Here is a 14613-nt window from a genome sequence, read left to right as displayed (position 1 = left end):
CCCAAAAGGTAAGTAGCCTGATAGCTTGTTTCCTAACCCTCAGAATAAGGCCGCTGAGCATTAATCGTTTTGATATAAACTTTCGGGGTTAAGGCAAACTTATCTTGAACACGCTGTCTAAATCGAATTTCGGATTGGTATCCACATGGTTAACAAAGGTAGTTTTAGCGGTGGAATCCTCAAACTCAAAGCGGCACCAAAGGTAAACTGTTGGTTCCGGCCCAGAGAGCGCTTTCGCGCTCTCTGAGTTTTTTTAGTCTTTAGCAGCACAAAGATTTTTTGATGAACGCTTGCTGAGCAAGTAATTATCTTCCTCAAGAGCCGGATGCGACAATGCACGATTCGGTTGAGTGAAAGTTAATCCTTCCAACAAAGTGAACGGTGACAGCGGCTTAAGCGTTGTTTTCACATCTCCACGACTGCAATGGACTTGCCCTGATTCTGGCTGCCACTCAATGGTCATGGCTTCACTCATTGAGGCTTCAATTTTTACCTCATGTCGCTGACTGCGCAGTCTCAGGATGAACTTAATTTCAGGTTTTACTTGTTCAAAGTCGAATAAGAACGTGGTTGTGTCGCTTTTTTCCATCCGGACATAAAGCGCATTTCCATCACTAAAAGGCAGTCGAGCCGTTATGTTCGTCCATGCTGAAGGCAGGTTTGGGCAAAGCTCGATGGTGTTGGTCGAGAGCTTTGGCGTAAAGCCCAAGTAGTCTTGTTGGGTATTGCGTGCAAATTCAGACACCGACCATGCCTGTGCGTAAGTACCACTTTGAATTAAGGAGGTTTGCGACTCTTGGTACGCATCTAAGTTCTCGCTCATGGTGCCGCGATGACCTTGGTACAAGATCTGGTGAGCTAAATTTTTGCTCAGTTCGTATGCCAAGTCCTGCTGTTGGTAACGGGACAACGCACCTACGGTAAAACCAGCGTTCCAGCCCCAAATGGTACCGTTGTGATACGCCGCATCTTTGTGATACTCGGACCGATTATCGTGGTAAGGATGGAACTCAGGATGTTCTTGCTGCAGAGAACAAATTCCCCACGGGAAAAGCAGATGCTCCACGCTGTTCTTCACGATGTGCTGCCCGATATGCTCAGGAACAAGAGCGTGACTTGTCGGGATAGTCAGCGTCATCAGTTGGTTTGGTCGAACGCTGGTGTCTTTAGCATCGCCTTGTTTAAGGTGATCCGCCAACTGCATGGACTCACCATCCCAGAACTTGTCGATAAAGCTGGCTTTAACTTTGTCAGCCAGGATTAAACAATGCTGAGACAGCGCCTGGTCATTGTTCCACTCAGCAAGCTGATACGCCACGAGCAGGCTCTCATACCAGAGCGCTTCGATATCGTTGGCTTTTGGTCCGCGCGGTGACCACGGGATCTGACCGTTGATTTTCGCATCCATCCAAGTGTCAGGATCGCGATGCAGCATCAAACCATCGTCATCGAGATAATGTTTTTCAACCCCTTCTATAAAGCATTTTACGATAGGCAGCATTTGGTGAGCGAACTGAGTGTCCCCAGTGTAATTAATGTACTCGAAGATTTCGCGAACCATCCACGGCGTGCCATCAGTGGTGTTATAGATGATATTGGTTTCACTGGTCACCCGATTAGGAATGCGACCGTGGTTTTTATTGTGAATATCATCCAACTGCATAGAGGCGAAATTGGAGATGATCTCGCGGGCTTCGCCGAACTCACCATTGACGAGGCTCGTGCCTGGTAGCGCGATAAAGGTGTCTCTTCCCCAGCAGTCTTTAAACCATGGCAGACCTGCCCAGATGCCTGTTCCCAGCTCTTTGTTTACAAAGGTCCGACTCGCTAATCGTGCCCACATGACAGCTCGGTTGTACTCAAGATCATCACACCAAAAGTAGTTATTGGTCAGGAACTCAAATACCGAGTGTTGATGTTTCAGTGCTGCATGTTCGAAAGCGGCGGTTTGAGCTTGTTTGATTGCTTCTGCTCTGTCGTTTGAAAAAGCGAAATACGTGGTGAAGCGTTTCGTTTGAGACTCGGAACTGAGTTTAAGCTGAACATTCTGACTAGTGCCGAACACCGCATTATGGATGTCAGTATTGGCATTGCTGAGGGTTTGCACCCGAACTGGCTGGTTGGCGCTGATTGCGATAAAAGAGAGCGCGCCTTCAGGGCAGATTTCAGGATCGACAGAGATAAGCAGGCAGTTTTCAACCGCTTCAATTTGGCAGCTTAACGGAGTGACATTGAGCTCCGGAATCAACGACAACTCATCGCTGCAGGCGGACTCCACACTCAGCGCAACAAGGCGTTGCCCTGCCATCAGTGATAAGCAATCTTTGGACGCATTGGTGTAGTGATGCTCAATCCCGTAAGGCATCAAGGCTGCAAGTTGCGCCTGTTCTCTATTGTTGAGTGTGCTTCCAACACAGGATGCAAAGCCGCCCAAATACCAACCCTGATGATGGCGATAGCGCGCTGAGCCAGATACGCTGTGCGTTTGACCTTCATAGTAACCGTCCAGGTTGTCACCAAAAACAAATGAGAAAGGCGTATCGCTCTCAATCGCTAACGCCTGAAATAGCTCGTTTTGAGTTAGCGTCGTTACTGGCTTTGACTTAGTCGTGGTGGACTCTGCAGGGACGGAACCACATTGCGGCGTGATAATTTGGTCAAATTCGGGTTGAGTGCGCTGCAATTCAGCGTGCACCGTAGCAGGTTTGATGTGCAGGTTAGGTGATGCCTCACTGAGATCAAGCGTTAATAAATAACGTCCGGATTGTTCTGGCTCGAAGACTAAGTCATTACCGATACCTTGAGTCGGAATGAGCGAGAGTGTTTGATTCAAACTGATCTCAACTGCTTTAATATCATCCGCGGCGAAGGTCCAGTTTTCGCTGCCATTTAAATCAGCGATTTTAAATTGGTGTTTATCGGCAGGAAAAACCACGCTCGCCTGCAATAGGTGGTCGTCTATCGGCTGGAAAGGCGTGTCTAGCCCCCAACCATTCAGTGTGCCTTTCAGATATAGCATTGGGTATCGGGGCATATTCCAGAGTCTCACAAACTAAAAAGGGCACAGTGAACTGTGCCAAACATAAACATGAAGAATTAATGGACAATTTGTTTTGCAGCGGTGTCCAGCGCGTCTTTAACGGTTTGTTTACCTTGCATCGCGTTGTCGATGGCTGCACCTTCAACAAAGAAATAAGAAGTCATTTCAGGAATATTTGGCATGATCTCGCCGTTTTTCGCATTGATCATGGTCGATTTAATGCGCTCATCACTCTCTAGGCGCTTCTGGAATGATTTCAGGGTTACCGCACCCAGTGGTTTGTCGTCGTCCATGATCTTCAGTGCGCTGTCTTGGTATAGGTAGTTTTCCAGGAACTCGACCGCCAGATCTTTGTTTGGACTTGATGCGTTAATACCCGCACTCAAAACTCCGACGAACGGGTTACTTTTACTGCCATTCAACGTTGGCAACACCGCAACGCCGTAGTTAACGTTCAACTTGTCCAGGTTGCCCCAAGACCAAGGACCATTGATCGTCATTGCCACTTCACCTTTAGTGAAAGCGGCTTCTGATACCGAGTAATCCATGCTCGGATCAACGATGCCTTTGTTGACCATATCGACAAGGAATTGCAGACCTGCCACGCCCGCTTCATTGTTTATGCCCGTGTCTTTTGCATTGTAGCCGTCAGCAGTTTTAGCAAAAGAGTAAGCGCCGCCCGCCGAAATCATAGGCCAGGTAAAGTAAGCGTTCTTCACGTCCCACATGATCGCTTTCTTGCCTTGCTTTTGCATTTTCTGGTCGATCGACTCCAGCTCTTCCCAAGTCTTAGGTGGGTTAGGCAGTAGATCTTTGTTGTAAATCAGAGAAGGCACTTCAATAGCCAGAGGGTAGCCGTAAATTTTGCCATCCACAGTCACTGCATCCCAGCTGAAGTCGACAAGCTTGTCTTTGAATTCCTGGCTTGGTTTCAGCTCTTGCAGTAAGCCGGCTTGCGCGTAGCCGCCAAAACGGTCGTGTGCCCAGAAGATGACGTCTGGACCACCACCTGTTGCTGCGTGTTGCTGAAATTTTTCTTCTAGCGACTCAGGAAACTGAACATTAACTTTGATGCCGGTGTCCTCTTCGAATTGCTCACCAATTTGGCTCAGCCCTTCGTAAGACTTATCGCCGTTGATCCAAATTGTGATTTCTCCTTCCTGCATCGCAGAAACGGAAGGCGCTAAAAGTGCAGACAAAGTGCAAAGCGAAAGCGTTTTTAGAATAGATTTCATGGCTAAAGATTCCTTGTTTCAAACCTAGCGACCGATGTCGCTATAACTTGTTGTTTCACGGGGTTGATATTACGAGGATGCGCTCCGGGGTTAAAATAGTTTTCTTTGTCGTTGATATTATATTTTTTTATATCAATGCGTTTAGGTGGGCTCAAGGAAGCGCATTGGCTCCGGTTTTACCTAGTAGCCAATGCTTGACGGAGGTTGATTTGAAAAAGGAGTTTGGAAGTTTGTGGCTGTTTTTGTGAACAACAGCCAAATTTAAAGAGTGATGAAAGCGTCTATATCTAAAGTGAAAGCACTTGCACATTTTGGCTCGATGGTAAACTGGCATTTACCGATGCCATTCACGATGCTCAAGGTGAGCGGAGAAAGGTGGTTCACCGCATCGTTTAGGGTATATTCGCCATCTTTAAGTTCGATCTTTTTGATCAGCTCGTCAGGCAGTACTAACTCCACGTTTTGGCGCTGATTTCCTCTAAAGCGGGCGATCACCAAAATCAGTTGCTTAGCCGAATGGCGCGCGAAGAAGAATGACTCATTGCCCAGTGCTTCTTGGTTACTCGGATACAAATCGAAATAGCCCCCCATTTTTGCAGGAGACGTCATCGCGAAGTTGAGCAAGCGTTGGTAGTAAGCTCTCACTTCTTTTTGCTCTTGCGACAGCAATCCGCCATCGAACTCGCCGTGGTTCATCCACTTTTGGTGCTCTGGAACGCCGATATAGTCAAAAATCGACGTGCGGCTTGGCTGACCAAAACCAGCGTTTTCGTTTCCTGCTTCACCGACTTCTTGCCCGAAATACACCATGGTTGGTGATGTGCTTATAAGGGTTGCAACCAGCATCGCTGGCAAGCCATTTTCTGCGCTGCCTGCAAATTCTGGCGAGGCAAGGCGCTGTTCATCGTGGTTATCAAGGAAGTGCAGCATGTGGTGTTCAATGTCCATCAGGCTGTTTTGAGCATCACTGATTTTGCTGACGCTCTCTTTGCCGTGAATCACGTCTTTAAGGCAATCGTACAAATCGACTTTGTCGTACAGATAATCCATCTTGCCTAGGTGGATGTAATCCCGATACAAATGAGGTTGGTACACTTCCGCCACCAAGAACGCATCTGGATTGACGGCCTTGATGCTCGAGTTCATAAAGCTCCAAAACTCTACGGGCACCATCTCCGCCATGTCATAGCGTAAGCCATCCACGCCTTTCTCAATCCAGTACAGCGCAATATCTCTAAATTTATACCAGGAACTTGGTAGTACTTTGTCTTGCCAGAATTGTAAATGCTCTGCATGACTTTTGTTTGCGTAGTCGGCAGGTAGCTCGGGAAAGTCTTTGCTGCCGTCTGGACGTACGCCGTAATTGATCTTGACGGTTTCATACCAATCGTCGAATTGTGGTTTGGCAAGTCTCGAACCGTTGCCTGTCCATTTGGCAGGAGACTCTTCAAATGCGGGTAAGTTCGAAATCAGCTCCGGGTCGCCCAGAGGGGAAAGTTGCTCGGGAATATTTGGCAACTCAAAAGCTTGATTCGGAACATAGTAGAAGTTGTTGTCGCGGTGGTACTCAACGCTGGTGTCATCATCGGCACCGAAGTCTCGTATACCTGTCGGGTTGTTCAGACCTTGATAACGCCTTGCTACGTGGTTTGGAACGATATCGATAATGACCTTCATGTTGTGAGCATGAGTGCGCTCGATGAGGGCTTCGAACTCTTCCAGTCGGCGTGTTGGGTCATCTGCCAAATCAGGATTAACCGAATAGTAATCTTTGACCGCATAAGGTGAGCCTGCACGACCTTTTACGACTGCTGGGTGATCGCTCTCAATGCTGATAGCGCTGTAATCACGAATCACGGCATGATGTGGAACGCCAGTGTACCAAATGTGCGTGATACCCAACTCTTGAATGGCGGTAAGGGCTTTGTCGTTAAAGTCACTGAATTTGCCGATGCCGTTTTGCTCGATGGTGCCCCAAGGTTGATTGGTGGTGTTTGTATTGCCAAATAATCGGGTAAAAACCTGATAAACGTTCGCTGCGGAATTCATAGATGTATAAGGGAGCTCGAGGCTCCCATATCCTCCTAAATTTATTTAAGTTTTACTGCGAAAGACTCGTAAGGTGCGAGCGTCATCGTCGCATCAATCGCGGAAGGCGCAGCATAGTTACTGATTAAGCACTCTACCTGATCGCCCTGGTATCGGGTCGGAACCTGTAATGTTTGTTCCTGCTCTGAGAAGTTACTCACGATAAACAACTGCTCACCTTGGTATTCACGCACGTAAGCAAACACGTATTGGTGATCTTGCCATACCGGCGTAAACGTCCCGTAGACGATCGCTTCATGGCTCTTGCGCAGCTCAATCAGTGTCTTGTAGTGGTGGAAGACAGAATTCGAGTCGCTTAACGCCGCTTCCACGTTAATCTGTGGGAAGTTCGGGTTGACAGTGATCCATGGTGTTCCGCCGGTAAAGCCAGCGTGCTCACTTGAATTCCACTGCATTGGCGTACGCGCGTTGTCACGACTGTTCTTATGTATCGCATCCATCATGTGCTCGTGGCTCACGCCCGTCGCTGTTTTCACATCGTAGAAGCGTCGGGTTTCGATATCGCGGTAATCGCTCAATTGTTCGAACGCCACGTTGGTCATGCCGATCTCTTCACCTTGGTAGATGTAAGGCGTGCCTTTCAGGAAGTGCAGAGTGGTCGCCAGCATCTTGGCAGACTCAACCCGGTATTCTTTGTCGTTACCGAATTTAGATACCGCACGAGGCAAATCGTGGTTGTTCCAAAACAGCGAATTCCAGCCTTTGTCCTGAAGCTCCACCTGCCATTTTGTCAGTACGTCTTTAAACTCTTTGAGATCGAGTGGAATAGGTTGCCATTTATCGCCGCCTTCCCACGTTAACGTGATGTGCTCAAACTGAAACACCATCGACAGTTCATTTCGCTCTGGCGCACTGTACAGCTTTGCGATTTCAGGCGTTGCGCCCCAAGTCTCTCCCACGGTCAGAATGTTCTTGCTACCAAAGGTCTCTCTGTTCATTTGTTGAAGCAAAGGATGCAGACGCTCACCATTGCCTGTAATGCCTTTGTCGACTTCTTTGCCGATCAGGTCAATCACATCAAGCCGGAAACCGCCAATGCCTTTCTCAATCCACCAGTTCATCATCTTGAACACTTCTTGATGAACTTTCGGGTTCTCCCAGTTCAAATCTGGCTGGCGTTTAGAGAATAGGTGGAAGTAGTACTGCCCGGTTTTCTCGTCCCACTCCCAGGCGTTACCGCCAAAAATCGAATCGATGCCGTTTGGAGGATTACCTTCAGGAGTTGCATCACGCCATATGTAGTAATCGCGGTATGGGCTGTCTCTGGACTCACGCGCAGAAACAAACCAAGGGTGTTCATCTGACGTGTGGTTCACCACCAAATCCATCACGATTTTGATGTCACGCTCGTTGGCTTCTTTAAACAGGCGCTCCATGTCCTCCATGGTACCGAACTCACGGGCGATGGTCTGATAGCCAGAAATGTCGTAGCCGTTGTCGTCCATTGGCGATTGGTAAACCGGGGAAAGCCAAATCACATTGATACCGAGATTCTTCAAGTAGTCCAGCTTGCTAATGACACCTCTTAGATCACCGATACCATCGTTGTTGGAGTCGTAAAAACTGCGTGGGTAAATCTGATAAACGACTGCATTATGCCACCAAGTTTTTTCCATTTTATCTGAGCCTTTTTAATCAAAAATATAAGACAAAATATAGTGGTTTTTTCCAGCTAGTAGAAATTGAACTTTTTGCTTATGATATAGGAAAAATTGATACCTAAATAAGTAGGCGATGATGAACCGAGTGAATCGATATTTTCTGACTGTAGCCAGAACCGGAAACATCAAGAAGGCGTCTGAACTGCTACACATTACCCAACCGACACTGACAACGGCTATAAAAAAGCTAGAAAGTGATATGGGTGTATCTCTGCTAATACGTCGCTCTAAAGGCGTTGAACTGACCGAATATGGGCAAGTTTTTCTTCGTTATGTCGAGGAACAGCAAGAAAAACACCTCGATTTGATGCACAAAATTCAAGACATGCACCAAAGGGAACACGGTAAATTGAAGATTGGTGTTGGTGAAGTATGGTGGGAGCTTTTCGTGCGACATGGGATCACCAAATATCAAGAAGCACATCCGCACAGCTCACTCTACATTGAATTTGGTAACCACCTGTCTTTGATGCAGCACCTGATTCAAGGTGATATAGATTTATTTATTGGACACGAAATTGGCGGATTGAAGGATCTAATGGCTGTGATGTTTCGACCACTGTTCCAGGATCAAGAGTCTTACTTCGTCCATCGCAACCACCCATTATTGAACGATAAAACCTTTTTGGAATCGCCATCAGATGCCATGTCCGGTTTTCCTTTGATTCGCGTAACTCCCGGGCACTCCCGATACAGCTCAGTTCTGAATAACGCGTTTGAATACGATCAAACCTTTAATCAATCCAACGCTACCGCACCCGTGGTGTACGAAGTAGGTTCATTGCTCGCCAGTCTCGATTTATTAGAGACAACCAACGCGATCATGCCTTACAGCAATAAAATGAATGGTTGGATGGAGAAAAACGGCATGATGTGTTTACACACGGATACCAGTAAAATCGGCAACGTCGGCATCTATCACAAACGCCAGTTGGATAACGACAAAGCTCAGTTCCTTATCAATGAAATCCTGACCATGACGACTGAGATTTAGGTTCCTGGTCTCGTGTAGGTCACGTATTTGCCTTTGCCTTGAAGCTTTTCAAGCTAAACTAGAAGTAGAGGCAGCAGCAAAAGAAGCCCTAAAACCAATATTCAAGTACCACAACTTTGATACAGGGCTAACTCCACACAAGAGCTTGCTGGAAAATTGGTAAACATCAGACTTTGATTAATGTGGTACCTATACCAATGGCTATCGCTATTGAATTCATCGGTTGAGCAGTAAGGAAACCAATAATGATAATCGAGCATTTAGGTTCAAAGGTCGGTCACGATGGAGCATACAAGATCCTGTATGTTGTGTTTAACGGCTACCCGGTAGAAATGCATCACCACGACGATGGTGTGAAAAACGGATGTGAGACGGCTCAGGCGATGGAAGACGCACTGGAAAAGAATGGATTGCCAAAAGACTTCTTTTCTAAACACATCGAGTCTCTGTCTGACGGTGAAAACTGCATGGTGATGATGGATGAATATGCAGAACGTCAGGTAAGAGATGCCATTTTTAATAGTCGGTTGAACGAAAAGATCCACCGAGCGGAAACGCAAATTGCTTTCCACATGTTGGACTTTGAAGCAAAACTGGCGAGGGAGAGGCAACAAATGCACAAGGAATGAAGAAAACCGTGCGCATCCATACAACTACATCCATACAACTAAATGGTGACGACCTAACCGTGACATGAAGCGATAGGCAAACATGATGCCCTTGTAAGTATTAATAAGCGGTTTTTGCTTGATAACGAGCCTTATCAGCGGTCTTAATAACCCCTCAAAAGTTTTCTTCAGATATAAATGAGACTGGAACACTCATATGAGATTCTGGTATTTCTCCTACAACAGCCTTTTGGAGTAAATATACTGCATTGTAGCCCATCTCATAAGATTCTTGTTTTATAAACCCGTATAATTGTTTTGATCCTATCATACGCTTCATATAATAAGAGCCATCAAAACCAATATGGATTGGTCGAACGGATAAATCTAGTTGGTCTAAGGTCTTTATTACAGCAATTGTCGTTGTATCATTTGGGGTAAATATCCCTTGAATGTTAGGATCAGCTCTAAAAATAGATAATGCCTGATCTCTTGCATCTCCAGTTGTTACACCAAGATATTCATCAGTAACAATATTAAGCCCTAGTTTTTTGGCTTCTTGAATAAACCCCTGTTCTCTCTCATCTGTAGATGAAATACCTTTTTTCACACGAAATAAAGCAACATTATTACCTTTACCATGTAGGGCCGTTGCTAATTCCTTTGCAGCCATAACGCCTGCATTATAATTATCAGATTCTATACCGGACAATCTATCTCCCCCTATATCTTTATCAATATAGATAGTTGGTATCCCTTTTTTACTTAAGGCTTTTACTTCCTCATTGATGGATACCCCTGCAGGAGCGACAATCAAACCACGACATTGATAGTGGTGAAACAAATAATTTATTGCATATTGTTGATGACGTTCATCACTATCGCGCGTGATACCTCTATAATGAATGTCTATGTTGAGTTCTTTAGATGCCTTTTTTGCTCCGTTGATGATATCTGTCCAAAAAGTACGGTGCTCATGCCCTGCAACAACCAGGTTGAAGCAATCTTCAGCTTGAACGACCGTAGAAAATAATATTAAGGCTATTACTCGACCTAACAAAAGCATACCTCGAATGAAAAATGAGTTCATAGAATAGCAAAAGGCCAGCATAGCTCATCTATGCTGGCTTTGCTTAAGTTTAGTTATAACTTAAACCGGGAAATTTGCTGTTCTAATTAACTAACCAGATGGTATATAAGCTTTGTTGTGAATAAATGACAATAGTTTAAATTACATTCAATAGAGCAATAAACCTAAATTAAATGGTCATTGAAATAAGCATATATGCAATGGTAGAATGGCTCGCTTACAACCGGTGTACAACAGCTGGGAAATAAAGCGGTGTTAGAGAGCATTAATAAAAGCTATAGTTAACGTTGAGAACGTTGCAGAAGAAATGGCAAGAACTGTCACTCAAGCTAGAGTAATATATGACTAAGGAATGGATGGTGGTTAATTTGACAGCTCAAACAATCGTTTTTAATTCACTTATAAGATGGAAGTCATGGGTTACTCCTGCAGTAATTACCCCCATCTTACTCATTACATCTCAGTTTAATCATCTAGCATTTCACACACTAATAGAACTATCTACTATTTTAATTTCGTTTCTCATGTTTTCACTGGCATGGTCTACGAAAAGATTTACCAGAAACGATTTTCTTATATTTCTGGCTTGTGGCTATTTATGGATCGGATTATTAGATTTGATGCATAGCCTTGTTTACAAAGGGATGAATGTTTTTGTAGAAGGAAGTGGTAATCTGAGCGTACAGTTTTGGCTTAGTGCCCGCTATCTAGAAGCCATATTACTGTTTGCCGCTCCTTTTGCAGCAACAAGAAAGCAAAATGGGTATTTTCTTGTCAGTATGTTCGGGGTCTTAGCTGTCGGACTGTCAACCTTGATTTTATTTGGTTATTTCCCGGTAGGATTTATCGAAGGATATGGCACTACAAGCTTTAAATCATACAGTGAATATTTAATTATATTTATATTAATTCTTGCGCTATTCAATATAAAGCGTAACCGGACTGGTATCTCGATAAGTGAAAAACGCTTTACGTCTGCCGCTATTATCTTAACGATATGTGCAGAAACATCCTTTACTAATTACGTCGAAATTTATGGGTTTGCTAATATAATTGGGCATGTTTTTAAGTTATGCTCTTTCTGGCTTCTCTTTAATACCATTGTCATTTCGAATTTAAAAAAACCCTTTATAGCATTACGAAATAGCGAAGAATGTTTCAAGCGGCTTTTTGAAAACTCTGAAGTGTCTATATGGAATGAGGACTTCTCGGAAGCTATATTTACACTGCAAAAGCTCCGTCGAAAAGGTGTGACTGACCTTTCCCAATACTTGAAAAAGAATGAACAGATGGCTTGGGAACTGGCTGCTATGGTCAGAGTGAATAGCGTCAATGAGGCAACTCTGAAATTATTTGGTGCGAAGAGTACTGAAGAGTTTCACTGTCGAATTAACGAAACTTTTGCAGATAACGCTATTGATACTTTCAAAAAAGCGCTGAATGCCATTTGGGAAAAGAGAAAGACTTTTCGGTCAGAAGCGAACTATCGCACTTTAGATGGAGAGATAATTACCTGCATCATTTCTTTTCAGATACCTGAAACCGTGGACGGCTTTCATAGCATCCCTGTAACTATTGTTGACATTACTCGTCAGAAACGGAATGAGGCTCGTATTTGGCATCAGGCTAATTTTGATAACTTGACTGGATTAGCAAATCGAAATCTATTTTCTGACCGTTTATCCAATGCACTAAAACACACAAAAGAAAATCAAACTAGCGTGGCTTTGCTGTGCATTGACCTTGATGGCTTTAAATACGTTAACGATACTATGGGTCACCAAGTGGGTGACAAATTGCTTCAAGAAACGTCGCAACGGCTCGTTAGTCTTGTGAGAAAATCCGACACGATTGCCCGACTGGGAGGGGATGAGTTTGCCATTTTGTTGCATGACATTTCTTCCCATGAAATTGAAGCCAGCGTACATGAAATTTTAAGAACACTCGCTCAGCCATATCATTTGGAAGGCCGGGATTCTTTTGTATCTGCTAGCATAGGGGTTGCAGTTGCACCCAATGATGGTCATGACTCAGTCACTCTTATGCGTAAAGCCGACAGCGCTTTATACAAAGCTAAAGCAAAAGGACGAAATAACTTTGAGATCTTTACTCCGAAAATTGATATCGAAGCGACCCATAGAAGAGAATTAGAAGAAGCTTTGCACTTAGCGGTGAAGAATAAAGAGTTTAATATTCATTATCAGCCTATCGTTAACGCTGTGACTGGCAGTGTTGATTGCGTTGAAGCCTTGATTCGCTGGAACCATCCGGACAAGGGGGCAATATCCCCTTTCAAGTTTATACCGCTTGCAGAAGAAATTGGTCTTATTGCACCCATTGGCGAGTGGGTCTTACGTGAATCCTGTAAGGCCGCTATGGCTTGGTCAACGATAGTAAAGGAACCACCGGGAATTTCCGTCAACGTATCTAGTCGTCAGTTTCAAGATCAAAATATCTTAGATTTAGTACAATTGGTTCTGTTGGAGACGAAGCTTCCGGCAGAAAAGCTTACGCTTGAAATTACCGAAAGCCTGCTACTCGCTGACATCCAAGCAATACTAGAGCAATTAAAAGCTATTCGCAGCCTAGGGGTAAAACTATCTATTGATGATTTTGGCACAGGTTACTCGTCACTAAGTTATCTTAAGAAGTTACCAGTGAGTACCCTGAAAATAGATCGTTCTTTCGTTATGAATCTGCCGACCGATTCAGAAGATGTAACATTAGTAAAAACCATACTGTTAATGACCAAAAGCTTGAGCTTGGATGTTGTTGCCGAAGGCGTGGAAACCGAAGTGCAGGCAGAGTTTCTACAGTCTTCAGGCTGCCAGTATCTGCAGGGTTACCTCTATAGTAAACCGCTGTCAAATTCTGACTTAATGGACTACTTGAGTAAGCACTCTCAATCAGCTTGTTCTGAAAAAGTGCCTGAATACCTATCAGGCTAACCTGTGAGCTAGCGTGTATTTCAGAGAGCCTCCAAGCTTGTCGATTACCTGAAGAACCATCTTATCTTCTAATCTTTCTCAATAACAAAAGGCACCATAAACTCAGCAACGGAAGTCCTCTGACTTAATTTCGGTATTGGCTACTTTTGCGTATTGACTGCTAAAAAGTTTGAAAATGCCTGCCAAGATTTATCATCCGCATCTTTGCGGTAACGATTTGTGTCCCAAACAGTAAACGCGTGAGGTGCACCACTATAGGTAATCATTTCGTGTGGCACGTTATACGCCTCCAGCTCTTCAGCCAGTTTAGCAAAATCATTCATTGATATTGCTGAATCAGCAGTACCATGAAGAATCAATACTGGTGATTTTGTTTGGGAGTAATTCTGCCCGTCAGGGGTTTTAAGGCCACCGTGGAAAGTGACAAAGCCACGGGCATTCATACCGGCTCTCGCTGCTTCTAATACCGCCGCCCCACCGAAGCAATAACCCATAACAACCGTGTTATCTAAATTCCCACCGAGTTTTCCGGCCTTATCCAGGCCAGCGCTCATTAAGCGCCTTAATTTGTCCCGATCTTTATAGAGCTCACCGGTGTGCTGTCTTTTATCTTCTACCCTGGTAGGCCTTACGCCCTGCCCAAACAGATCAACAGCAAATACGTTGTACCCCATATTGTTCAGCATCTCTGCTCTTTTTTCTTCATAACCGGTTAATCCGTCCCAGTCGTGAACCAGTAACACAAGCGGAGCACCATCATCGGCTTTAGCCCAATATCCTTCGTAAGGCTCGCCATCGATAAGAAGTGGCCCCCGATTTTCGGACATGACTTTAAGTGATTGATCTGTTTTGATAGTACCCAGAAATACTGGAGCAGATTATGACTAGAAAACGTAGAAACCACTCTCCTGAGTTTAAAGCTAAGGTG

General features: G+C 44.7%; 9 protein-coding genes. 3 read left to right on the top strand and 6 right to left on the bottom strand.

Features of this window, described 5'->3' with window-relative positions; translation table 11 throughout:
• Window positions 1–253: 253 nt before the first annotated feature.
• From DI392_RS10045 to DI392_RS10030, 4 genes are all read right to left on the bottom strand, one after another.
• Window positions 254–3034 carry an amylo-alpha-1,6-glucosidase gene (locus DI392_RS10045; RefSeq protein ID WP_109319781.1) on the bottom strand — a complete coding sequence of 927 codons (2781 nt, stop codon included), beginning with the start codon at window positions 3032–3034 and terminating at the stop codon, window positions 254–256.
• 62 nt (window positions 3035–3096) lie between these two features.
• Window positions 3097–4275: a maltose/maltodextrin ABC transporter substrate-binding protein MalE gene (gene malE, locus DI392_RS10040; protein ID WP_109319780.1), complete on the bottom strand. Its 1179-nt coding sequence runs from the start codon at window positions 4273–4275 to the stop codon at window positions 3097–3099.
• A 261-nt stretch (window positions 4276–4536) separates the two neighbouring features.
• Complete coding sequence (locus DI392_RS10035; protein ID WP_109319779.1) at window positions 4537–6324, bottom strand: alpha-amylase family protein; 1788 nt, start codon at window positions 6322–6324, stop codon at window positions 4537–4539.
• A 41-nt stretch (window positions 6325–6365) separates the two neighbouring features.
• Window positions 6366–8000: a glycoside hydrolase family 13 protein gene (locus DI392_RS10030; RefSeq protein WP_109319778.1), complete on the bottom strand. Its 1635-nt coding sequence runs from the start codon at window positions 7998–8000 to the stop codon at window positions 6366–6368.
• A 118-nt stretch (window positions 8001–8118) separates the two neighbouring features.
• Between DI392_RS10030 and DI392_RS10025 the strand changes: the two genes are divergently transcribed.
• Together DI392_RS10025 and DI392_RS10020 are read left to right on the top strand one after the other, a co-directional pair.
• Window positions 8119–9039: a LysR family transcriptional regulator gene (locus DI392_RS10025; protein WP_109319777.1), complete on the top strand. Its 921-nt coding sequence runs from the start codon at window positions 8119–8121 to the stop codon at window positions 9037–9039.
• 245 nt (window positions 9040–9284) lie between these two features.
• A complete protein-coding gene (locus tag DI392_RS10020) occupies window positions 9285–9668 on the top strand; it encodes a hypothetical protein (protein WP_109319776.1) in 384 nt (127 codons plus the stop codon).
• A 154-nt stretch (window positions 9669–9822) separates the two neighbouring features.
• On the opposite strand, the gene DI392_RS10015 is transcribed toward DI392_RS10020, so the two are convergent.
• Entirely contained in the window at window positions 9823–10707 is an 885-nt protein-coding gene (locus DI392_RS10015) for a substrate-binding domain-containing protein (protein WP_181388399.1), read from the bottom strand.
• A gap of 371 nt (window positions 10708–11078) precedes the next feature.
• Here DI392_RS10015 and DI392_RS10010 point away from each other — a divergent pair, with 371 nt between their 5' ends.
• A complete protein-coding gene (locus tag DI392_RS10010) occupies window positions 11079–13685 on the top strand; it encodes a bifunctional diguanylate cyclase/phosphodiesterase (RefSeq protein WP_109319774.1) in 2607 nt (868 codons plus the stop codon).
• A gap of 140 nt (window positions 13686–13825) precedes the next feature.
• Here the strand turns inward: DI392_RS10010 and DI392_RS10005 are convergent, their stop codons facing one another.
• Window positions 13826–14512: a dienelactone hydrolase family protein gene (locus tag DI392_RS10005; RefSeq protein ID WP_109319773.1), complete on the bottom strand. Its 687-nt coding sequence runs from the start codon at window positions 14510–14512 to the stop codon at window positions 13826–13828.
• Window positions 14513–14613 lie beyond the last annotated feature (101 nt).

Origin of the sequence: Vibrio albus (genome assembly GCF_003144035.1) — a bacterium.
In the GTDB taxonomy this organism is placed as follows: domain Bacteria; phylum Pseudomonadota; class Gammaproteobacteria; order Enterobacterales; family Vibrionaceae; genus Vibrio; species Vibrio albus.
Note: the sequence above shows the minus strand (reverse complement) of the source record. Positions and strands in the feature narration are given on the sequence as shown.